19 protein-coding genes are annotated in these 22062 nt (G+C 56.2%); 9 read left to right on the top strand and 10 right to left on the bottom strand.

What is annotated here, in order from left to right:
- Nucleotides 1-113: 113 nt before the first annotated feature.
- Nucleotides 114-242 (bottom strand): hypothetical protein, encoded by a 129-nt coding sequence (locus tag G5S47_RS01975; protein ID WP_006681843.1) that lies wholly within the window; start codon nt 240-242, stop codon nt 114-116.
- A 140-nt stretch (nt 243-382) separates the two neighbouring features.
- Here G5S47_RS01975 and G5S47_RS01970 point away from each other — a divergent pair, with 140 nt between their 5' ends.
- The gene (locus G5S47_RS01970; protein ID WP_219585701.1) at nt 383-1315 is read left to right on the top strand and encodes a LysR family transcriptional regulator; all 933 of its coding nucleotides are present in this window, start codon (nt 383-385) and stop codon (nt 1313-1315) included.
- Between the two features lie 18 nt (nt 1316-1333).
- On the opposite strand, the gene G5S47_RS01965 is transcribed toward G5S47_RS01970, so the two are convergent.
- The 4 genes from G5S47_RS01965 to clpS are packed head-to-tail and all read right to left on the bottom strand — an operon-like array spanning nt 1334 to nt 3842.
- The gene (locus G5S47_RS01965; protein ID WP_219585700.1) at nt 1334-2140 is read right to left on the bottom strand and encodes an MBL fold metallo-hydrolase; all 807 of its coding nucleotides are present in this window, start codon (nt 2138-2140) and stop codon (nt 1334-1336) included.
- Nucleotides 2137-2973 carry a glutamate racemase gene (gene murI, locus G5S47_RS01960; protein ID WP_006681846.1) on the bottom strand — a complete coding sequence of 279 codons (837 nt, stop codon included), beginning with the start codon at nt 2971-2973 and terminating at the stop codon, nt 2137-2139. Before murI ends, G5S47_RS01965 begins: the two co-directional genes overlap by 4 nt.
- 9 nt (nt 2974-2982) lie before the next feature.
- Nucleotides 2983-3558 (bottom strand): DUF2017 family protein, encoded by a 576-nt coding sequence (locus G5S47_RS01955; RefSeq protein ID WP_006681847.1) that lies wholly within the window; start codon nt 3556-3558, stop codon nt 2983-2985.
- Nucleotides 3555-3842 carry an ATP-dependent Clp protease adapter ClpS gene (clpS, locus tag G5S47_RS01950; RefSeq protein WP_219585699.1) on the bottom strand — a complete coding sequence of 96 codons (288 nt, stop codon included), beginning with the start codon at nt 3840-3842 and terminating at the stop codon, nt 3555-3557. Before clpS ends, G5S47_RS01955 begins: the two co-directional genes overlap by 4 nt.
- 81 nt (nt 3843-3923) lie before the next feature.
- On the opposite strand from clpS, the gene G5S47_RS01945 reads away from it, so the two are divergent.
- Nucleotides 3924-5264: a nicotinate phosphoribosyltransferase gene (locus tag G5S47_RS01945; RefSeq protein ID WP_179370261.1), complete on the top strand. Its 1341-nt coding sequence runs from the start codon at nt 3924-3926 to the stop codon at nt 5262-5264.
- A gap of 90 nt (nt 5265-5354) precedes the next feature.
- Here G5S47_RS01945 and G5S47_RS01940 read toward each other — a convergent pair whose 3' ends face one another.
- The 3 genes from G5S47_RS01940 to G5S47_RS01930 all read right to left on the bottom strand — a co-directional run bounded on the left by G5S47_RS01940 (nt 5355) and on the right by G5S47_RS01930 (nt 7975).
- On the bottom strand, nt 5355-7106 hold the full coding sequence (locus G5S47_RS01940) for a DEAD/DEAH box helicase (RefSeq protein ID WP_257878505.1): 1752 nt from the start codon (nt 7104-7106) through the stop codon (nt 5355-5357).
- 59 nt (nt 7107-7165) lie between these two features.
- A complete protein-coding gene (locus G5S47_RS01935; protein WP_040318748.1) occupies nt 7166-7498 on the bottom strand; it encodes a DUF3039 domain-containing protein in 333 nt (110 codons plus the stop codon).
- A 195-nt stretch (nt 7499-7693) separates the two neighbouring features.
- Nucleotides 7694-7975 carry an HU family DNA-binding protein gene (locus tag G5S47_RS01930; protein WP_006681852.1) on the bottom strand — a complete coding sequence of 94 codons (282 nt, stop codon included), beginning with the start codon at nt 7973-7975 and terminating at the stop codon, nt 7694-7696.
- Nucleotides 7976-8436: 461 nt separating this feature from the next.
- On the opposite strand from G5S47_RS01930, the gene G5S47_RS01925 reads away from it, so the two are divergent.
- The gene (locus tag G5S47_RS01925) at nt 8437-10401 is read left to right on the top strand and encodes a solute carrier family 23 protein (RefSeq protein ID WP_219585697.1); all 1965 of its coding nucleotides are present in this window, start codon (nt 8437-8439) and stop codon (nt 10399-10401) included.
- 333 nt (nt 10402-10734) lie between these two features.
- On the opposite strand, the gene G5S47_RS01920 is transcribed toward G5S47_RS01925, so the two are convergent.
- The gene (locus G5S47_RS01920) at nt 10735-11715 is read right to left on the bottom strand and encodes a bile acid:sodium symporter family protein (protein ID WP_219810904.1); all 981 of its coding nucleotides are present in this window, start codon (nt 11713-11715) and stop codon (nt 10735-10737) included.
- Nucleotides 11716-11907: 192 nt separating this feature from the next.
- On the opposite strand from G5S47_RS01920, the gene G5S47_RS01915 reads away from it, so the two are divergent.
- Nucleotides 11908-12732, top strand: a complete 825-nt coding sequence (locus G5S47_RS01915; RefSeq protein WP_219585696.1) for a YwiC-like family protein — start codon at nt 11908-11910, stop codon at nt 12730-12732.
- A 542-nt stretch (nt 12733-13274) separates the two neighbouring features.
- On the opposite strand, the gene G5S47_RS01910 is transcribed toward G5S47_RS01915, so the two are convergent.
- Nucleotides 13275-16841, bottom strand: a complete 3567-nt coding sequence (locus G5S47_RS01910) for an InlB B-repeat-containing protein (RefSeq protein ID WP_219585695.1) — start codon at nt 16839-16841, stop codon at nt 13275-13277.
- A gap of 934 nt (nt 16842-17775) precedes the next feature.
- Between G5S47_RS01910 and G5S47_RS01905 the strand changes: the two genes are divergently transcribed.
- From G5S47_RS01905 to G5S47_RS01885, 5 genes are all read left to right on the top strand, one after another.
- The gene (locus tag G5S47_RS01905; protein ID WP_219585694.1) at nt 17776-19026 is read left to right on the top strand and encodes a tyrosine-type recombinase/integrase; all 1251 of its coding nucleotides are present in this window, start codon (nt 17776-17778) and stop codon (nt 19024-19026) included.
- Nucleotides 19023-19940: a hypothetical protein gene (locus G5S47_RS01900; RefSeq protein WP_219585693.1), complete on the top strand. Its 918-nt coding sequence runs from the start codon at nt 19023-19025 to the stop codon at nt 19938-19940. The genes G5S47_RS01905 and G5S47_RS01900 overlap by 4 nt, the downstream gene beginning before the upstream one ends.
- 167 nt (nt 19941-20107) lie before the next feature.
- On the top strand, nt 20108-20338 hold the full coding sequence (locus tag G5S47_RS01895) for a helix-turn-helix domain-containing protein (protein ID WP_103632388.1): 231 nt from the start codon (nt 20108-20110) through the stop codon (nt 20336-20338).
- A 2-nt stretch (nt 20339-20340) separates the two neighbouring features.
- Nucleotides 20341-20616, top strand: a complete 276-nt coding sequence (locus G5S47_RS01890; protein WP_219585692.1) for a hypothetical protein — start codon at nt 20341-20343, stop codon at nt 20614-20616.
- Nucleotides 20613-21428, top strand: a complete 816-nt coding sequence (locus G5S47_RS01885; protein WP_219585691.1) for a bifunctional DNA primase/polymerase — start codon at nt 20613-20615, stop codon at nt 21426-21428. The genes G5S47_RS01890 and G5S47_RS01885 overlap by 4 nt, the downstream gene beginning before the upstream one ends.
- The last annotated feature ends 634 nt before the right edge of the window (nt 21429-22062 follow it).

The raw sequence follows: 22062 nt of genomic DNA, 5'->3' as shown, positions 1-22062 counted from the left end.
TCCTTGTTTCAGTAAGCAGGCATGACAAGAGAGGCGATGCCACCGGTGGCATCGCCTCTCTTGTCTATTAAGTTGTCACGCTAGCGAGAGCGGTGTTTATCACCAAGTCGGATTCAGCGGGCGACCAGATTACCGTAAATCGGGCGATCCATGCAGAACTGCAGTTCATCACGCTGCTGTCTGCGATAGCGAGTGACATAGGAACGGAAGCGGTCTAGCTGACGACGGACCAATGACATCATGACGTTTCTCCATTCAACTCTGTGTCGTATGCCTCACTGTTCACGACTCGATACATATAAGTATGCACGCCACTCACATACAGTTCAATTGAACTATTCTTTTTTGTAATTTAAGTTTTACTTAAGCAATAGGAGCTCCGATGCATCTCGATCCAAAACGACTCCAAGTTCTTCTTGAAGTTCACCGAGAAGGTGGAATCGTCGCCGCGTCAGACTACCTGGGGGTCTCTGCATCAGCGGTGTCACAACAAATCAAAAAACTCGAGGAAGAAGTCGGTCTGGACCTCGTCGATCGCAACCCAGCCGGCGCTCTTCTTACCCCCGCAGGGCGCATTCTTGTCAACGGCGCCGAACGCATCGAGAATGACCTTAACGACATTGCCCGAAATCTTCGCCCCATCGCCGGACACCTGACCGGTGTCGTACACATCGGCGCTTTTCACACGGTTATTCGTAACGTCCTCCTCCCCCTCACCTCCCAGCTGGAACAAGAGCTTCCCGGCGTCGAAATCCACATCGATGAATCCGGCGAAGGCCCGGGCATGACGAAGATGCGTTCAGGCAAGTTCGACCTGCTCATGCTGGAACGTGACACCGCCCCCGGCAACGCGCCACGCGGCTTCACCGATGTCCAATTTATCGACGAACCCTGGGTACTGGTCAGCCCCTCCAACGCCCCGCTAGTGGGATCCGAACGCGACCTTGCCGACGTCCAATGGCTCCAGGTCGCACCGGACACGATCGGCGCACTCCCCATGCAACGTGTGGCAGCTGCAACGTCACACATCCACTGGGTGCCCTACTCGTACATCAACTACGAGGCGGCGCACGCCCTTGTTCGCGCCGGTAAAGGCTCAACGATCATGCCCTACATGGCTATCCAAGGAATTGCACTGGGAGGTATGCGTGTCACAACTCTGCCAGCACTGGGCTTCAGGCGCATTTTGGTGCGTCACCGCAACGGAGAAGATTCACCGAACACTGCAACCGGCCAGGTCCTTGCTGCCCTCTTCCAGTGGGTTGCAACCCACCACAATGACTGGCGTGGCAACACATACGAGACCACTCAGTAGCAGTCCCAGCGATGAGCGCTACGTGTCACCCACCACGAACGAAGATCCAAGGCAGGCGAAATCAACGGGACCAGACCAGGTCTGACGCAGTTCAGCAAGCACCTGTTCAGTTTCTGTCCACGGTTGAATGTGCGTCGCAACCAGTCGACCAACATGTGCTCGCGTCGCAAAGCTACCTGCGCGCACCCCATCCATGTGGATTCCACGAACTGAATCTTCACGAGTGAAACCAACTTCACTCAGAAGAAGATCCACATTCATAGCTCCAGCATCGATACGAGGGCTTTCATCCGTATCGCCGGTAAAGAACATCGACACCGCGGTCGACGGATTTGACTGACTCGGCCCCTCAATGCGCGTTCCGAACGAGGGAATTGTGTGGATACCCTTGAACGATGTCAGAGTCATCGGACCAATCTGATAGGAGTGGCCATCTTCAACGGTTCGAATATCGAATTCGTTCGCGTACAGCTCTTCTTCGACGACGCCGTCGATCTGGCGGATACGTTCCAACAGACCTTCGGGACCGACAACCATCAGCGGAGGCAAATCAGAGCCGGGGCCCCACTTGCGGTACACCTGTAGCGAGATGATGTCAGCCATATGGTCAGCGTGGCAGTGCGAAAGGACCACCGCATCAATATCGCGGGGGCTAATCCAACGCCAGAGAGCACCGAAAGAACCGGGGCCCATCTCGAGAACCACGTTCCACACGCGATCCTCACCGGTGCTCGGATCAACGCCGTTCGCTTGAACCAAGTAGCACGAGGCCGGAGACTTCGGACCGGACATGGAACCGGTGCACCCGATCGTTGTCAGTTTCATTGGGCACTGGCTCCTGACGCAATCGAGATTTCTTGCACGTTGCCAACTTCGGGGCCAAGAAAACGTCGGGCCAGACGTGGGAACGTATCGCCGGAGTCGGTTGTCATGAACTGGTGATGGGGACCGTCACCTTCCGCCCATGGTTCATGTAAGAGATCGCGGTCGGTCAGTTCGTTGTACGTCACGTTGGCAGTCGCTTCTGACGAGGTCACAAGGGACACTCCTTCGCCCATGACACGGCCGATAACGCCGGTCAACAACGGGTAGTGCGTGCATCCCAGGATAAGAGTGTCGACGCCATCGTCCTTGAGTGGCTGAAGATACTCGCGCGCGACAGCTTCCAGTTCAACTCCGGTTGTCACACCACGCTCAACAAAGGGAACAAAATCAGGGCACGCCTGCTGTGAGACATGGAGACCTGGAACGGCCGCAAGCGCGTTTCGATATGCTTCCGACTGGATGGTTGCCTGCGTACCAATCACGCCAATACGACGATTCCTCGTGGTCGCGACAGCCTGCTTGGCGGCCGGAGTGATGACCTCAATGACGGGGATATGCGCGTCAATCCAGTAGCGTTCGCGCGCATCTGAAAGGGCTGCAGCCGTTGCCGTATTACAGGCGATCACCAGCGCTTTCACACCACGGAAAGCGAGTTCATCCAAGCATTCCAGTGTGAAGCGACGCGCTTCTGCAATTGCACGAGGCCCGTAGGGGGTGTGGGCGGTGTCGCCGAGGTAGAGGATTTCCTCGTCCGGCAATTTATCAATGACGGCACGCGCGACGGTCAGGCCACCGAGGCCAGAATCAAAAATACCGATAGGCGCGTTATCCATGCTTTGACCCTAGTTGCTACCGCCTTGGGAATTCAGGGCTAACACCAGTGAGTCTTGCCACCAGGTAAGGAGCATGTAGATAGCGCTTGCCGACTGCTGACGGGTCCCATTCGGTTTTTCGCTTGCAATCTTCGCGATTTGCTCCACGTCATCATCGGAAGCGATCTGAAGTTCACCGGCAAGTCCGAGACGAACATCATTAAGCGCACCAAGCCAATCCCAGACCTCGTCAGCATCGAAACTGACTTCTTGAATACCGAGGGCTTCGGCGCGCTCAATATGCGCGCACACTTTACGCAGTCGAGCAGACTTTTCTGCCCGCAAAAAATCTTCCGTCAACGCACGCAAACCCGTTGCGTCCTGAGGGTCAGAGCTCATCGCTGGAAGTAAATAGTCCAGGGAGTGTTCTTCTGGAGCCTCGCGATGATTCTCCAACGAGGTTGCCGCCGCAACGAACGCTGGCATATCCCCTGGATCATCAAGGACAACAAGAATCTCACGCATCAGCTGCGCAATCAACGTCGAATACGGGGGGTGCAATTCGGCGCTGAAAGCGCCGGCCTCGTATACAAAAGGACCAATCACGAGTCGAGTTCCAGCGTCGCGCGCAAACCGTACCCGTGCATCGCCACGACATCGGCTTCCATGCGTTCGCGAAGTCCCGTAGATACGGTTGCTTTGCCGAGCAAGTGGACCTCACGCATCAGGGAATCAGCGCGATCGTGCGAATAGCCGAAGTGACGGACAAACACGTTGGTCACATACGACATCAGATTGACCGGGTCGTCCCAAACGACAGTACGCCACTGCGCGAGCCCAGCTAAGGTGGGGGCCGGGCGTTCAAGTGGCGTCGATGAAGTCGTTGGCATGTTTCAAGCCTAAGCAACGATTTCGTACCATGGTGCGGTTTCAACACGCGAACTTGTGGTATATCGCGCTAGGTTTGCTATATGCCCTCATCAATTTCAACGTCACTGCTGACGGACATGTATGAACTGACCATGTTTGATGCTGCTTTGAAAGCCGGCACCGCATGGCGCACATCCACTTTCGAGGTTTTCGGGCGTCGTCTTCCCGCAACCCGACGCTTCGGTGTTGTCGCAGGTACTGGTCGCATTCTCGAAGCGCTCGAACGCTTCGAATTCGAGCCCGCTCAGATCGATTGGCTTCACGCCGAGAAAATCGTCTCCGATGACGCACTCGATTATCTGAAGAATTTCCACTTCACCGGTTCGATTCGCGGCTACGCCGAAGGCGAATGCTATTTCCCAGGCTCTCCTCTGCTGACCGTCGAGGGAACCTTCGCCGAGTGCACGATGCTCGAGACGCTTCTTCTGTCGATCCTGAACCATGACTGCGCGATCGCGTCGGCCGCGTCACGTATGACAATCGCCGCCCACGGTCGCCCGTGCATGGATATGGGAGCTCGACGAGGCCACGAACGAGCCGCTGTTTCCGCAGCGCGCGCAGCAATCATCGGCGGATTTGCTGGAACCAGCGATCTGGAAGCAGCCAAGCGCTACGGAATCCGCGCGATTGGCACCGCAGCCCACTCTTTCACACTCCTGCACGATTCGGAACGCGAAGCATTCGACGCTCAGATTGCACTGCTTGGCCCATCGACGACGCTGCTCGTTGACACCTACGATGTCGAACAGGGCGTCATCAACGCTGTTGAGGCCGCACGCGCTGCCGGCGGTGAACTAGGCGCCGTTCGTTTGGACTCTGGCGACCTTGTTGCCACCGCCTTCAAGGTTCGCGGTCAGCTTGATGCTCTTGGTGCAACGACCACGAAGATCACGGTCACCAACGATCTGGATGAGTACGCTATCGCGGCCCTAGGCGCCGCGCCGATCGACTCCTATGGGGTTGGAACGAAGCTGGTCACCGGTTCGGGCGTGCCCACAGCGGCCCTCGTGTACAAACTCGTGTCCCGCGAAGACGAGAACGGCAATCCGAAGCCTGTCGCGAAGAAATCGGAATCCAAGTCGACGGTCGGTGGCAAGAAGTTCGCTGGTCGTGTTATCGACGAAGACGGATACGCAGCCGAAGAGATCCTGGTTGTCACCGATTCTGAAGCCGATGCGAAGGCTGAACTTGCCAAGCGGGGCGCACGCGAACTTCAAATTCCGCTGATCACTGACGGCACAATCGATTCTTCCCTCTGGGGAGACGACGCATTAGAGAAAGCACAAGCAACGCACGTGCGCTCGCGTAACGAACTTCCCTATCAGGCCTGGCGCCTGTCCGAGGGCGAGGTCGCGATCCCGACACGCTATGTGAAGCTCTGAATCGCTGATAGACGCGACGGCGCTCGCGCACCTTGGGTGCGCGAGCGCCACGTTGTATCAGCTCATCATTCACATTCAGCTGCGTCAGGCCTAGTGTTTTCCAACGAACCACTGGCGAAGCAAAGCAATGCGCGCTTCAATCTGTTCCGTGGTTGCACGGGCGATCTCCGGGCCGCCACAGCGTTGACGCAGCTGAGCGTGAACCATCGCGTGCGGTTCACCACTACGACGCGACCAGGACGAGACCAGGTGTGAGAGTTCCTTACGCTTTGCGGCGCGGAGACGGTGGTCTGAGACTCCAGCGTTCGCCTCACGCATCTTCGCTGCGATCTTCGACTTCTTTTGAGCTGCAACCTGTTCAGCTTGGCGCGCCCTCAAAAGAGTAGTCACTTGATCTGCATCAAGCAGGCCGGGAATCCCCAAGTATTCCTGTTCTTCGACTGAACCAACCTGAGCGCCTTGCCCCCAGGCAGCACCGTCGAAGAGCACGCCGTCAAACTCTGCGTCTGCACCCAAGGCCTCGTACTGATTGAGCAAATCCGACGATGCTGACTCACTCACATTTGCCTGGGCGACCATGGCGTCTTCAGGATTCCACATGGCGTCTTCGTCATCAGCTGACTTCGGACGGTCAAGCGCGTGGTCGCGTTCAGCTTCCATCTGTGAAGCAAGCTCCAGCAGTGGGACAACCGAAGGAACGAAGACTGTCGCTGTCTCACCGCGTTTGCGGGCACGGACAAAACGTCCAACGGCCTGGGCAAAGAACAGCGGGGTGGATGTGTTTGTCGCGTAGACGCCCACCGATAGACGAGGCACATCCACGCCTTCCGACACCATTCGGACGGCAACCATCCAACGGTCATCCGATTCGCGGAACGCATCAATGCGATCCGAGGCGTCAGCATCGTCGGACAGGACGATCGTCGCCTTCTTACCCGTGATCTCGTACAGATGACGCGCATAGGCGCGCGCCTGCGTCTGATTAGAGGCGATCACCAGACCACCGGCATCAGGGATCTGACGACGAACTTCTTCAAGACGCAGATCGGCGGCACGAAGAACGGAAGGAATCCACTCACCCTTCGGATCAAGAGCCGTGCGCCAGGCCTGCTTCATCAGGTCTTTCGTCAGAGGTTCACCCAGGCGAGCGCTCATTTCATCGCCGGTCGAGGTACGCCATGACATCTGACCCGAATAGGACATGAACAGGACCGGGCGAACAACCATGTCTCGCAGAGCATCGCCGTAGCCGTAGCTGTAGTCGGCTTGAGAGCGACGAATACCATCGGCATCTTCCACGTAGCGAACAAACGGGATCGGCGACGTATCAGAGCGGAAAGGAGTGCCTGTCAGAGCAAGACGGCGCGTTGCATCGCCGAACGCTTGGCGCACACCGTCACCCCACGACAGCGAGTCACCAGCGTGGTGGATCTCGTCCAAGATGACGAGGGTCCGATAGTCGCGTGTACGCATTTCATGGACCGCAGGATTAGCGCCGACCTGCGCATACGTAACGGCAACACCATCAAAATGCGAGCCCGCACGGCCCTGAGCATTCGTAAACGACGGGTCAATATGAATACCGACTCGCGCAGCAGCATCGGCCCACTGGCCTTTCAAATGTTCAGTCGGGCAGACGACGGTGACCTTATCGACGATGCCCTGCCCCATCAGCTCCACAGCAATACGGAGAGCAAAGGTCGTTTTACCCGCACCGGGAGTTGCAACCGCAAGGAAGTCACGCGGTGCCTCAGCCATGTATTGCTCAAGAGCAGCTGCCTGCCATGCGCGAAGTGAACTCGCTGTTCCTCTTCTGGCACGCGCAGGAAACGAGGGAGACAGCGAGCGAGCGGCGGCAGGTGAGATGCGGGATGGATAGAGATGACGATCCTTGGAGGAGCTCACTTATCCGAGCCACCATTCCCGTCTGAGAACGGCCAGTTCCGTCCGTTCTTCCCCATCGAGTCACGAAGTTCCTTGCATGTCGGACACACCGGGTAGCGTGAAGCATCACGCGTCGGAATCCAGACTTTGCCGCATAAGGCAACGACAGGCTGTCCCGTCATCATTGATGAATCAGCTTTATCCCTACGCACGAAGTGCGCGAATCGATCGCCATCGCCGGGAGCCTTTTCGCGTTCAACCTCAGTTCGTTCAAGCAAGCCGGTCGACGATTGAGTCGAGGGAGCAGAGGGCGACGAGGGCCCTTGGGGTTCATTGAGGGAGTTACGCATGCCTCCCATTGTAGGACCGCTAGCGCGGTCTCTCTTGGTGAGAAAGTGAGCTGAACGCGAAAGAAAACCGCTTCATTCAGCAACAAAACAGGCGCTAGGGGCAAAGGAAGAGGAAAAGGCAGAGAAGTTTCACACACGAGTGCGGGGCGGAAACCAGTGGTTTCCGCCCCGCACTCGAAGAGTTTGATCAGATGATCACTTGGCAACAGCCTTCTTCAGGGTGGAGCCAGCGGAGAGCTTCACGCCGAAGCCAGCCGGGATCTGAATCTCTTCGCCCGTGCGCGGGTTGCGACCGGTGCGCGCTGCACGCTCGACGCGCTCTACGGAGAACAGGCCGGTGATCTTCACGGCTTCACCCTTACCAAGGGACTCAACCAGGACGTCCTGGAAAGCGCCAAGAGCTGCATCTGCTTCGACCTTGGTCAGGTTTGCGCGCTCTGCGATCTGCGCAACGAGCTCGGTGCGATTGATGGGCATGAGAACCTCATTCCTATTGTTACTATCAGCTGTCACGGCGACAGCCACTGGGGAAACAGTACGAAAAAACTGAGCCATTTGTCAGTTCGTTACGGCATTTTTCGCAATTTATGGCTTATTTCTCGCATTTTGGATCCCCATAGAGCATGAGCGACCACCTAAAAAGCCATTTTTATTGACTTGGGTCACATTTCTTTGGTTACCTTTGCTGACAGAACAAAGTAATCAAACGAGGTTCGAATAACTCAACAGGTCTTTCAAAGCCATGAACGAAAGACCACATCATCACGCACACACAACCACGTGTCCAGCGCACCAAGGGGATAGCTTACTCCCTTGTTTCCCCTCCTCGAACACTCGTCCAAACCGGGTGCGAGATAGGCCACGCGATGCAGGAAACACCCGCGCGCGAGAGGAAGATTGGAAGAGCCCAACAACCTCTTAGAGTTCCAGGAGAATCCATGGCTCTCGGACGAAATGAAACGCCTACCGAAACCGGCAAGACCGTTCATCCCGTTGACCAAGTCCCATCCTTTGGCAAACTTTCAGTTCTTGGCATTCAGCACGTGTTGGCTTTCTACGCTGGCGCCGTCGTTGTTCCTCTTGTTATCGCATCCGGTCTCGGCCTCGATAACGAAACCCTGATCCACCTGATCAACGCCGACCTGTTCACCTGCGGTATCGCCTCGATCATTCAGTCGGCCGGCCTCGGCCCGAAGATCGGAGTGAGGCTGCCCCTTATCCAGGGCGTCACCTTCACTGCAGTTTCGCCCCTTATCGCAATCGGTATCGCCGCCACTCCAGCCGGTGCCGATCCGAAGATCGGCCTTGCCACCATGTATGGCTCCATCATTGCGGCCGGCCTCGTCACTTTCTTCGTGGCACCTTTCTTCGCGAAACTCCTTCGCTTCTTCCCACCCGTCGTGACCGGCACACTTCTGACCGTCATGGGTATCACGCTCATCTCCGTCTCCGCTGGCGACATCGTGTCGTGGGGCACCTACGCGGCAGAGGGGCAGGACGCTGGCACACTCACTCTGCGCGGCCTCGCCTACGCATTCGGCACCCTGGTAATCATCGTTGCCATCCAGCGCATCTTTAAAGGCTTTATGTCGACCATCTCGGTCCTCGTCGGCCTGGTTGTCATGACCGCTATCGCATTCGCCCTTGGCGATGCCAACTTCTCTAATATCGGTCAGTCGGCATGGGTTGGCGTGACCACCCCGTTCTTCTTCGGCATTCCGAAGTTCAACATCGCCGCAATCATTTCAATGCTCATCGTCATGGCAGTAACCATGGTTGAAACCACCGGCGACGTTTTCGCAACCGGCGAGGTCGTCGGCAAGCGCATCACGCCGAAGCACGTTGCAAACGCTCTTCGCGCAGATGGTCTATCCACCCTCCTCGGTGGCGTCTTCAACTCGTTCCCCTACACCTGCTTCGCCCAGAACGTCGGTCTGGTTCGACTGACCCGCGTGAAGTCCCGCTGGGTTGTCACTGCAGCCGGCATCATTATGATCATCCTCGGCATCCTGCCGAAGGCTGGCGCAGTGGTTGCCTCGATTCCCGGGCCGGTCATCGGTGGCGCATCTCTGGCCATGTTCGCGAACGTTGCCGTTGTCGGTATCCAGACCTTGTCCAAGGTTGACATGCGCGATCACCGCAATGCCGTCATCGTTTCGACCTCCATTGGTCTGGCCATGCTGGTCACCCTGAAGCCCGATCTTGCATCCCTGATGCCGTCATGGTTGCAGATCATCTTCGGTTCCGGCGTGACCATCGGTGCGCTGATAGCCTTCATTCTGAACCTGCTCTTCTTCCACGTTGGCAAGCAGGATGGCCCGGATGTTGCAATCGTTGACGGTCGTCCCGTGGACCTCGATCAGGTCAATGCGATGGATCGCGAGACCTTCGTTGAAGCCTTCAAGAGCATGTACGACGGTGACGTCTGGCCCGTCGAACGCGCATGGGAGCAGCGTCCGTTCACCGATGCAACCGAGCTCCGTAAGGCATTCGAGGACGAGGTCCTCGGTGCATCTGCTGATGAACAGGAAGCTTTGATCAGCGCCTACGTTGACATCGCCGACTTGGCCTCCAACCAGGATGCCAACGAGCAGGCGCATGCTGACACCGCAGCCCTCGCTCTTGGCGAATTCAACGATGCTGAACTCAAGGAGCTGCAGGCAGCATCGGCTGCCTACCGCGAGAAGTTTAATCGCCCGCTGGTTGTCTGCGTGACCAATCTTGCCGATCGCGAACAGCTGATTGCTTCGGCATGGAAGCGCGTCGAGTCTTCGCAGACGCGTGAAGCACGCTTCGCACTCGGTGAGGTCATCGACATTGCCGACGAGCGTTTCAACATTCTGGTTGCTGATGCGAACCCGATCCGCACCGCGTGGGGTCGCAACTTTGACCAGGTCGACTGACCGATCCTGATTCGTTGAAACTCCGTTGGGGGGGCTGGCACACGCCAGCCCCCCCCAGCGCTTTTCTCCCCCGAATTGTCAGCGCCTACTCATCCCGGCCTACCTGCACCACGGCCTGAACTCTATCTTCTGGTGCGACGTTATCGGCATCAACGACAGTGGTGACTTCCTCGGGGGCTTTCACACACGATGGGCCCACGGTCTGGTTTTCACACCGGATCGTGGGCCCATTCGTTATGCGCGCAAGGCGCTGAAGTGAAGAAAGGTAGAAGTTCTGCGGGTGCCTCGTCCCCCAACGAGAAACAGAAGGAGCAACTCTGGCGAAACTGTGGATTACTTGTCCAGTGGGCGACGCTGGAAGAACGCCGCCAGCGCGGAGCCGGACACGTTGTGCCAGACAGAGAAGATTGCGCCGGGGACGGCTGCTTCGGGGGTAAAGTACTGGGCACCGAGACCCGCTGCTAGACCGGAGTTCTGCATACCAACTTCGATGGCAGTCGTGCGAGCTGCACGCTCACCGACACCGGTCAGCCGGGCAAAACCGTAGCCGAGGCCCAAGCCAAGCGCATTGTGCACGATGACGACGGCAAGAACCAGCAGGCCACCCGACAGTATGCGCTCAGACGAGGCGCCAACCAACCCGAGGACCGCATAGGAGATGCCAAGGACACTCATCCAGGGCAGGGCGGGAAGAACCGTGGCAACGAAGCGTGGCATCAGGCGATGAACAATCAGGCCAAGGACCACGGGGATGAAGACGATCATCATGATCGACTTTGCCATCGCGGGCGCGTCGACGGGCATGTACTGGCCGGCCAAATACTTGGTCAAAATCGGCGTGACCAGCGGAGAAAGCAGCGTGGAAACGGAGGTCATCGCAACCGACAGGGCAACGTCACCCTTCGCAAGGTAGGCGACGACGTTCGATGCGGTTCCACCGGGCGCACAACCGACAAGGATGACGCCAACTGCGAGCGCCGGATCGAGGTGGAATGCCCAGGTGACGAAGAGTGCGGACAGAGGCATGACGATGAACTGGAGCAGGACACCCATGATGATGGGCCAGGGGCGACGGGCAACAACCGCAAAGTCGGGAAATGTCAGTGTCAGACCCATGCCGAACATAATGACCATCAGCGCGTAGTTCACGCCGGAAACCAGTGGCGCAGCAGCGTCGGGGAAGATCAGTCCACCAACAAGTGCGCCAAGGATGATCAGGGGGAATACGGTCACCGCGACCTTTGCGGATCGGTCTTCTTGTGCGCTAGGCGCAGGAGTTTGGGGCGCGGGAGCTGTCATCGTTGGGGTGCTCATGCCTCTATTGTGCCCAGATTTGGCGAAAAACTCCTGTTTTCGTCTGCTTTGGTAAGCGACGTCTCGCGGTTGACGAGGTCGGGCTGGCATTATGGACTCCTTTCGGGAAGGGGTCCCGGGCACCGGTTTAACGTGTCTCTTGACGACGCTTTGTCATCTCCATTGCCCGGCATTTTGCCTAGAGTTTGTGTCATGGAACCGAAGAAGATGACACCAAAGAGTGGCGTTAAACGCTCGCTCGGCGCGAAGGGATGGGTTCCCGGTCAGAAGGGGTCGTGGGGAATTGCGTTGCTCCCGCTCCTCTTGGGGTGTTGGCTTGCCGGCTGGCATCCGCTTTTTGCGTTGCTTATCCCCGCATGGTTTAGCGCGTTCGCATTCTTCCAAGTGTTTGAGAAGTGGATGAAGGCGCCGTCTTCTCGTCGTTCTTCCCTTCAACCTGCGTTTATCACGTGGACTGGGCTGACTGCTCTACTCGGAATTCCGCTTCTGGTTGTGGCGCCTCGACTGCTGGCGTGGGCTCCGTTCTTTGCTCCGCTGGTTGCGCTGACCTTGTGGGGGGTGTCGCGCGGGCATGATCGTGCGATTGCGACCAGGTTCTCGTCGGTTCTTGCGTCAACGTTGATGACACCTGTTGCCGCCAGTTTGTCGCTTGACGTGTATCCAACGAACACTGAGCTTGGTTTTGCTTGGGTTTCCTTTGGCGTGCTCAGCGCCTATTTCATCGCCTGCGTTCCGTATGTGCGTTCACTGATTCGCGGACGCAAAAACCCGCGCCCGTGGATTATTGCCGGCGGGGTTCTTCATCTGCTTGCGCTGGCCGGAGTCTGCTGTGCAGTATGGGCGAATCTGCTCGGCTGGAGTTCCATCGTCTTGTGGGTTGCTCTGCTGGCCCGATCCCTGATTGTTCCGCTCTGGCAGGCACGACGCGCAAAGCCGATTCCTGTGATCGTTCTTGGGCGCAGTGAGATTGTGTGGTCACTGCTTGTGGTTGCCAGCTTGACCACCCCACTCATCTAGTCCGATTTATCTACCCAAAGCAACGCCGAGGAACCGCATAGCAGTGTGACCTCGTCAATTGAACAACTGGAACTGCGCCCAGCTCGCTTCAATCCTGCAAGGCTTGGACTATGACGACCGATGCACGAATTACCGCTTTGATCGAGGGTCTGCTCGAAGGACATCCGGAGAGGCGTGTCGACCCGGCGCGCTCTGGCACGCCGATAGGCACTACGAGAGAGCCTAACGATCTGGCGAGCATATCTTCGGGAGTAGCCCCGCTCGACCAGACGCCACACGGCATCATGATGGCGAGCGGGGCTTAGAAGTTTCCTTCCGATAATTCCTTCCACGTTGCCTTTTCCAGCTCCGCCTGGCCGAGGAGCCGTTTGTGGCAAGCGTTCTCCTCACGAAGACGCTGGAGCCCTTTGGCTTCACTCGTGCTCATCGACCCATACGTTGACTACCACAGATTCAACGTTGCTTCGCTGATCCCCAGCTCGTTGATAATCTGCGCCGTCGTCGACTCATATAGGCAGTTTCGGCTACTTTATCTTCGTATTTTAGTGCTTTCTGGTTTTCTTACTACCAGCGATAAGTAATCCGCCAGCCACAAGAATCATCGCTGCAACGTGATACGGCATCCCAGCATATCCAGTTTTCGAGAGCTTCCCGGAATTAGGGGATTTAGACGCTTTAGTGGCGCCATCGCCATTGTTGTTGCTTCCACCATTCGGGTTGTCAACCGGGATCTTCTTCCAGACGGCTTTGATAACGGTATCCTTGTCAGCCTTGATCTTGGTTCCAGGCGCAACCTCTTGGCCGTTTACTTCCCAAGCCTTAAATTCCTGGGTGTCATCCGGAGCAGTGAAACCGTTAGGCAACACCGTGTACTCACTACCCTTATCCACGGTCGCGCCATCCATGCTGCCCTTACCACCGTTAGCGTCATAAGAAACCTTCACCGGAATCTTCTTCCAGACAGCTTTGATAACGGTATCCTTGTCAGCCTTGATCGTGGCTCCAGGCGCAACCCTCTCACCATTAACTTCCCAAGTATCAAACTCTTGAGTGTCATCCGGGGCTTTGAAAGAGTTGGGCAACACCGTGTACTCACTACCCTTATCCACGGTTGCAGGTTTCATTTCGCCGCTACCACCATTAGCGTCGTAACTGACCTTCACCGGGATCTTCTTCCAGATAGCTTTCACTTCGGTGTCTTTAGTGACCGTAATCTCGGCGTTCGGCGCAACCTTCTGACCATCAACTTCCCAAGTATCAAACTCTTGAGTGTCATCCGGAGCAGTGAAAGCGTTATCAAGCAGGGTATATTTACTACCCTTATCCACGGTTTTACCAGTCATGGTTCCGCTACCACCGTTAGCGTCATAACTGACCTTCACCGGGATCTTCTTCCAGACAGCTTTGATAACGGTATCCTTGTCAGCCTTGATCTTGGTTCCAGGGGCAACCCTCTCACCATCAACTTCCCAAGTATCAAACTCTTGAGTGTCATCCGGAGCAGTGAAAGCGTTAGGCAACACCGTGTACTCACTACCCTTATCCACGGTTTTACCAGTCATGGTTCCGCTACCACCGTTAGCGTCATAACTGACCTTCACCGGGATCTTCTTCCAGACAGCTTTGATAACGGTATCCTTGTCAGCCTTGATCTTGGTTCCAGGGGCAACCCTCTCACCATTAACTTCCCAAGTATCAAACTCTTGAGTGTCATCCGGAGCAGTGAAAGCGTTAGGCAACACCGTGTACTCACTACCCTTATCAACGGTTTTACCAGTCATGGTTCCGCTACCACCATTAGCGTCATAAGAAACCTTCACCGGGATCTTCTTCCAGACAGCTTTGATAACGGTATCCTTGTCAGCCTTGATCTTGGTTCCAGGGGCAACCCTCTCACCATTAACTTCCCAAGTATCAAACTCTTGAGTGTCATCCGGAGCAGTGAAAGCGTTAGGCAACACCGTGTACTCACTACCCTTATCCACGGTTTTACCAGTCATGGTTCCGCTACCACCATTAGCGTCATAACTGACCTTCACCTGGCTCTTCTTCCAGACAGCTTTCACTACGGTGTCTTTAGTGACCGTAATCTCGGTAGCCACAGCTACCTCTTTGCCGTCAATTTCCCAGTAATTGAACTCTTGGTTCTCAGGGGCTTTGAATTTATTATCCAAAATCTTGTACTTTGAGCCCTTGTTGAGCTTCTTGCCATCCATTTTACCGGTGCCGTCGTTACCGTTGTAGCTAACAGTGGCAGTTTCGAGCTCCTTGGTTGCCGGATCTGAATCGAGCTTATTGGTGTCACCCTCGAGACCGCCTTTATCTTTTGCGGTTGCCGTGACAGTTCCACCAACTTCGATGTCTTCAACTTTCAGAGTAATCACACCGGTGTTCGCATCAACCGTGGCATTATTATCGGCTGTCCAAGTCGTCTTACCGGAAGTTTCGTCTACAGTTCGCGTTGCGGTGACGGTTTTCTCTGCTCCGGAAGCATCCTTATAGGTGACGGTGTAGGACAGCAAGTCAGTATCTTCACCCAGCTTTTCATAGGCAGGCGGGGTAATGGTTACTCCACCCTTATCCGTATCTACCGTAATCGCAGGAGATTTAGGTGCGATATTTTTCAGCAGATCCTTGGCTGGGATTGTTCCTTTTGGTTCAGCTCCGTCTTTTACCTTGACTGAACCATCTGCATTTTTTACAGGTACCGGATTCCAATTACTATCATAAGTAACTTCCGCATCATTACCGCTAAATATCTTAACGTTTCCGTTGTCATCAAATTGTATAACTGCCGGAACCCCATCCCAGTCCCCAATTCCATTGGGGAGCTTAGATACGCCATTTACCGTATTGGCATCTCGAATAGCTTTATCAATGGCTTTTTTATCGTCATCTGTTAATTTGCGAGGATCTCTCACAGCAACTTTGTCGGGGGTTGTTATTACCGGCTCAGACTTCGCGCAAGAACGGAATTTATGTGGCTCTTTGACAAGGATACCGAACTCTTTTTCAAGTTTTAAATCGTTATCCTTGATTGGGAAAGTAACTTTTTTGCCGTCAATGGATACTGCTTGAGACATCTCTTGTGAGTTAGATTTGTCAATTTTACAGGTTCCATTTCCGTCAAAATTCTTGTCCTCCCCATCGGTAAAGTTGTTGACAAAATAAAATTTCGTACCTGCGACAACTTCTTTATCAAGTGTAACGATAATCTGTCCGTCTGTTACCTGGACTTTTTGTATTGTCGGAGCGGCAGATGTTTCCGTTACCTGTTTGATTTTTAGGCCCGTAGCTTCAATTTTTCCGGAGGTTGATCCATCGGTATAGGTCACTTCATAGTAGGCATGATCCGTGTAATCGATAGAGAATTTAACACTCTTAAAGTCTTGCTTAATGTCCGGATTGGCACCCTTCAGCATTTCAAGAGCTTCTGCTTGCTCATCTTTATTTACAAGATTGGCGTCAGGGTGTTCTATCCAGATTTCGCCGGTGGGCATTTTAAGAGTAACTGTAGATGCCTTAGATGGTTGCGCATTTTTAGTTACTTCCGGTGATTTGTCTTCACCTATTTGTTGGTAGACAGTAACCGTATCGCCTTTTGCAACTTTAACGCCCCCAGGTAGATCCACCTTCCAGGTTGTTCCACTTGTAGGTGTAACAGAAAGATTGGCTTTTTCAGTGCCATCTTCACCTTTTAATGTTACATGAACTGTTGCTATTACAAGCTTTTTATTAACTCTATCTTTTGCTAAATTGCCTCCAGAAATCGTCGTGGCATCATAAAATACAGGGTCAACGGTCGGTGTTTTTACAGCTGCACCAACGGGTTGCCCAATAATTTCCGGCCCGATCTCCAGGCCATCGCCTGCCTGGGTATCAGTTTCAACTTCTGGAGTGCTTACTGGTGCCGGGCTGACGCTTTGTTCGTCAGCTTGGGAGCTCATCTGCAGATCCTCGGCTTGAGCCAAGGACGGGGTCGATAGCGTGAAACCCAAAGCGCAGGCCAAGGTTACGATCAGAAATTTTCTAAAAACGTGAGCTGGTTTAAGCAACGCTCTGCCGGCAAGCGCTATAAAAGAACCGGGCACGCCCTTGAGGTTAAGCATTAGAACTTCCTGTCCAGTGTCGCTAGTTGAATCTACTCCCTAACGTACCACTACTTTATCCACACGACCAGCCCGTTGAGCTCAGATAGGCGGTTACACCCACAGGAATATAGGCAAAAATATAGTAAATTAGCTAGAATTCCATTACACATATTGATAGCTATAGCAATCGCTATACGTAAGTAATTGTTTTTGGTAATCAAATCATTCATTAACGGTGATTTGAAATGAACGTCTACGAAAAAACGTGACACACTTTTACTGCTTAATTTAGAAGGTCTGGCTTCGGACAGTTACTCCACGATCGCTCTAGGTTATAGATCTATCCCGTGAAACCGCAAAGTTTTAGCGACTCGCACACTTTTGGCGGATGGACATATTTCTTGTAACTTACTTCTCGGAGCCTTCCAGCCTCCCGGCAATCTGACAAACTGTGCCGAGCCAGCGATAAGTCAAATACCTAACCAGGAAGACTTCCGAAACCCATAAAGCTACCCCCGACAGATGGTGATCCCGCGCGGTAGGTTTTCAGGTCGCCTACTCACTGCTCCTCCTGGCTCAGGAAAACTAGAACGTCGGTTTCGGTTCTAGTTTTGTTCTAGTTTTGTTCTAGTTTTTATGGCCTAATTATGGCCATTTATGTCCCTTCCTATCTAGGGCACTTTTCCTAAAATCGGCGTAATTCCAACAAAAACCCCACCATTCCGAGGAATGGCGGGGCTATGGGTGGAGATGGGGGGACTCTCCAAATTGCACCATTCCGCCAATCTTCATTTGTGGCCTAGTTGCGCCAATTTATGGGTGTTTTTCGTTGGAATCATGCGTGACTCCTGAGGCTAAGCATACCCCACTGAGTGGCACCGAGTGTTATGATTTCTCATGGAGATGTAGCACGCTAGTAGCACGAAAGTTGAAACTGCAAGGAGTGGCGGCGATGGGACGTAAGCCGAAACGATGGACGGGCTTCGGTAGTCGAAAGCAGCTCACATCGGGACGTTGGCAAGCGTCATACGGCGATCCGTCTTGGACCGGTCAGGGACGACCGCCAAGGATCAACGCACCCCACACCTTCCGACTGCAATCCGAGGCCGAGGCATGGCTTATCAAGGTAGGCGCAGAGGTCACAGCCGGAACATGGAAGCACCCCGAGGAGATCCGCGCCGAGCAGGAAGAGGCACAGCGAGTCGCAGAGTTCGAGAACATGACGTTCGAGCAGTGGGCCGAGGAATACCAACGCCACGGGCGCGAAATACTCGACTGGGCAGCAAAGACCATCACAGACCGCAAGGGGCTCTTCAAGAACCACATCTTCCCCACGTTCAGGAATCGGCGACTCATCGACATCACCGACGAAGACATCACCGATTGGTACCGCCAACTCCCCGACGGACTGAAGGCGAAGTGCTACCAGACGATCAACGGCATGATGAACCTTGGCGTGAAGTCCAAGAAGTGCCCGCTCACTGCGAACCCCTGCAACGTGCCCAAGGGTGGGAAGCCGATCCCGGTAGAACCGCCGAAGTACCTGTTCACCAGGCCCGAAGTCCTCGCGATTGCAGATGCGATCTACGAACGCGGGCACGCCCTCGTCCTCCTCGAAGCCGATGCCGGTTTGAGGATCAACGAAGCCTTGGCACTGACGCGCCGCGACGTGGAATTGGACCGCGAAAGCGGCACGGGCGTCGTGCACGTCATGCACTCCCTGCACCGTGAGGGCAGCACCGTCGCCCCTGGGAACACGAAGACGCGCAGGACACGCCACGTAGAAATCATGTCAAGAACGGTGGGCGCGCTCGCGGAACACCTGGACAAGTTCACCGGAACAGACCCCGATTCCCCGGTATTTACGACATCGACGCGCCCGGATTCCTTCATGCGCGACAACGTGGCAACCAAATGGCTATCGGCAGGAATGAAGGCAGCCGGGGTGAAGATTCCCGAGGACAGGACGGGCGGGTGGCATGCATTCCGCCACTACTCGGCTACGCGCTTCGGCCAGGCGGGCGCGACGACGGCGGCACTGCTCGACCGTTACGGATGGACGAAGCCGGAAATGGCGATGCGCTACCAGCGTCAAGACGCCGACTATCAGCGCGAGATTACGGACATCATGGAAGCGCGCGAGACCGCGAGCGCGAACGGCACTGTTGCCGACCTCGACGAAGCACGGAGGAAGCGAGCATGACAGTCGATCATGTTGACATCGTGTGCGATCACGGCATCTGGCATGAACATAGGCCCGGGCACGGGAAAAAGGTTTCTCGGCTCGCGCGGTTCACTCACGAGGAGGACCCGAAGAAGGCAGACGTGCCAGGTTGGCGACTCATCCCGAAGAAAGAGAACAGCGGCACACCGGGACAGATTGCCAGATCCAAAGCCAACCGGGCAAAGGCATCCAAAGACCCGGGGGTGGTTGGCTTTGACGAAGAGACGGGCGAACTCGTCAACGGCCTAATTCCAACTGTTTGGATATTCCCATGCGAGTGCGGTTGGCCAACGTTCGCATTCCCAGACGTAGAAGACATTGCCGAATTGCTCGACCAGGCGGCCGCGCTGGGCACTTCAAGAGTCAGCATCGACGACCTCAACAAGCGCGCACCGAAGGGGTCCTTTCTCGCTCATTACGCCCCGAAGCCTTCGGCAGATTGGGAGACTTTCGCGCGGTTAACTTCAACGAAGAGCCATGTTCAGATCGAGCCCCCCGACGACTCAGAGTGTTTCGCCACAGAAGACCGCGAGGGCCGTTGGCTTCAAGTTGTGTGCGACGGCGGCGCAAACCGCGCGGAGTGGCATCGCAAGCACGGAGCCCGCGTCATTGCCGGATTCATGGGGGAAGAAAACGACTGGGACGATGACGAAAACGACTGGGACGATGACGAAGACCGATACCCCTACGCCATGTTGACTCAAGAGGCTTTTTGGCCAATATGGGGCGTAGAGGAGTGGGAGTCAACCTACGTGTTCCATCCGTGCCCGTGCGGTCGGGAGTTCCCGACGATGAAACGGGCGAAAGTGCATCGAGTCATGGAGGAATTAGCCCGACAGCGTTGCCATGCGGTCACCGTTGACACGTTCATAAAGGCTCTTCCCCTCGTCTAAGCGTGTAAGCGGGGCATGGGAGGGCATTACGGGGTAGTATTGTCATCAAGCCGTAAGGGAACCGGCTCTAACTACGTTCCCTGCACGCCCCTAACAGGTGGGGCAGTGCAGCCACACGAACGCCCCTCGTGGCGTTGGCTCACTGCACCCTGAAAGGGGCATTTCTTATGCCAACACCGAAGAAGATTCAGCCCGGCCCGCGAACTGTTTTCGTGACCGTTAACGATTTCGCCCGCGCCCTGTGCGTCTCGCCCTCGACCGTCCGCAACGCAATCAACCGCGGCGACCTGCACGTGATCCGATTCGCCCGCGCCGTCCGGATCCCCGTCAGCGAGTTCGAGCGACTCGGCTACGGCATTCCCGCGTTCCTCACCGACAACAGCGGAGAGGCGGCCTGACGATGGATCCCAACAAGAAGGGCCGCCCCAACCCGAAGGCTGGGACGACCGTCACCACTGACAAGCATACGGGCCGCGAGCGTACCGAGTCCACGCTCGCACTCGATTTCGTGAAGATGCACGCCGACTACGTGCGCGCAATCTGTCCGGGAATGGTCAGGCTGGCATCACTTGCGAGTCTCAACGGTGAAGCGCTCGAGCGGCTCAGGTTGCTTGAGGCAGTCACCGCCGATGCGTATTCGGCCCTCGAAGAGCGGAAGGCGGGCGAGCACCGGTGAATGAATATCGAGCGAGAGCGCTCACGGGCGCTCTCAACTACGCAGAAGCAGGGTGGCCCATCCTTCCGTGCCTGTGGTGGGGACCGAAGGCGAAGCGGCCTCTCATCGGGCGCGGCTACCTCGACGCGAGCACGAACCCCGAGACGATCCAGCAATGGTGGGGCAGGTGGCCTAATGCCATGGTCGCAGTAGTGCCCCCACGCGGCCTCGTCGCCCTCGACATCGATCCACGCAACGGCGGCACCCTGCAGGCCCTCGAAGACCTCAACGGCAGGCCTCTGCCCGAAACGGCGTATGTGCGTACGGGATCGGGAGGGCTACACCTGTACTACCGGACCGGACTCGACCGAATGACTGGCCACCTTCGAGGCCAAAACGGGACGGCCCTCGCGGGCATCGACGTCAAGCACGGCGGAACCGGCTACCTCATCGCGCCCCCGTCCCTGCACCCCGAGACCGGGAAGGCCTACGAATGGCATGGAGAGGCCATAGCGGCACTTCCCCAAGCGCTAGAAGCGGCGATCACACCGAGGAGTGGCCGAGTATCGTCCGCGAGCGCGAAAATGTCTCAGAAGGCCACGGCGCGGGAGAGGAACGGGGCGTTTGCCCTCATCGCCCGCTACGAGGCGAACACGCGGGAAGGAAACCGAAACTGCGCCTTGTTCTCCCTCGCGTGCAAGTTCTGGACCGAGGGGCAGGGCGGGGACGTATTCGAGGCACTGCGGGCCGCCGGGCTCGAGGTCGGCCTCGACGCCGGGGAAATCGCTCGAACGATCGACAGCGCCCGCGAACACGTGGGGGTGGCCTCGTGAGGTATGAGAGCTTTCGCGACGTTCAAGACCGGGCGGACTATCTGCCATACCTGCACCGCCTCATCCTCTACACGATTGCGTCGCACCTCCACAAGGATGCGCAGCCTCGCGTGATGAAGGGGCAGCGACTCGAGGGCAGGGAAACATTCATTCCGCGGGCGGACATGATGCGGGCGACGGGCTGCACGGACTCGAGAAGTATCGCGCGTGCGTGCCGTGAGCTCGAGGCGGTCGGCTTGCCACTGCGCAAGGGATTCACGACGAAGACGGGCCGGGTAGTGACGGCCGTTCACGGGCGCGCGACCGTGTACAGGTGCCCGACCGCCGACGAATTGGACGCCGCTCGCCCCCTGTGGGAAGCGCTTCACCCCAAGCGGTCAAAGGTGGCACCACAACCACCGACGGAAGGAGCCGACCAAGCCGACGGCGATTCGGGCGAAAGAGGCGAAAGGGTGGCACCACAACCACCCCATTGGGTGGCGGAGGAGCCACCCCATTGGGTGGCACCACAACCACCCCATTGTGTCCCTATGTCCGATGTGTCCTCTATTCATTCCCGCGCTTCGTCACACAGTGCCGAAGCCACCAACGCGCACGCGATCCCGACCAAGTGGCGGCACCCGGATTACGGGAG

The sequence above is a fragment of the Schaalia turicensis genome (genome assembly GCF_019380255.1).
Classification (GTDB): domain Bacteria; phylum Actinomycetota; class Actinomycetes; order Actinomycetales; family Actinomycetaceae; genus Pauljensenia; species Pauljensenia turicensis_A.
This window is presented reverse-complemented; position numbering and strand designations above follow the sequence as displayed.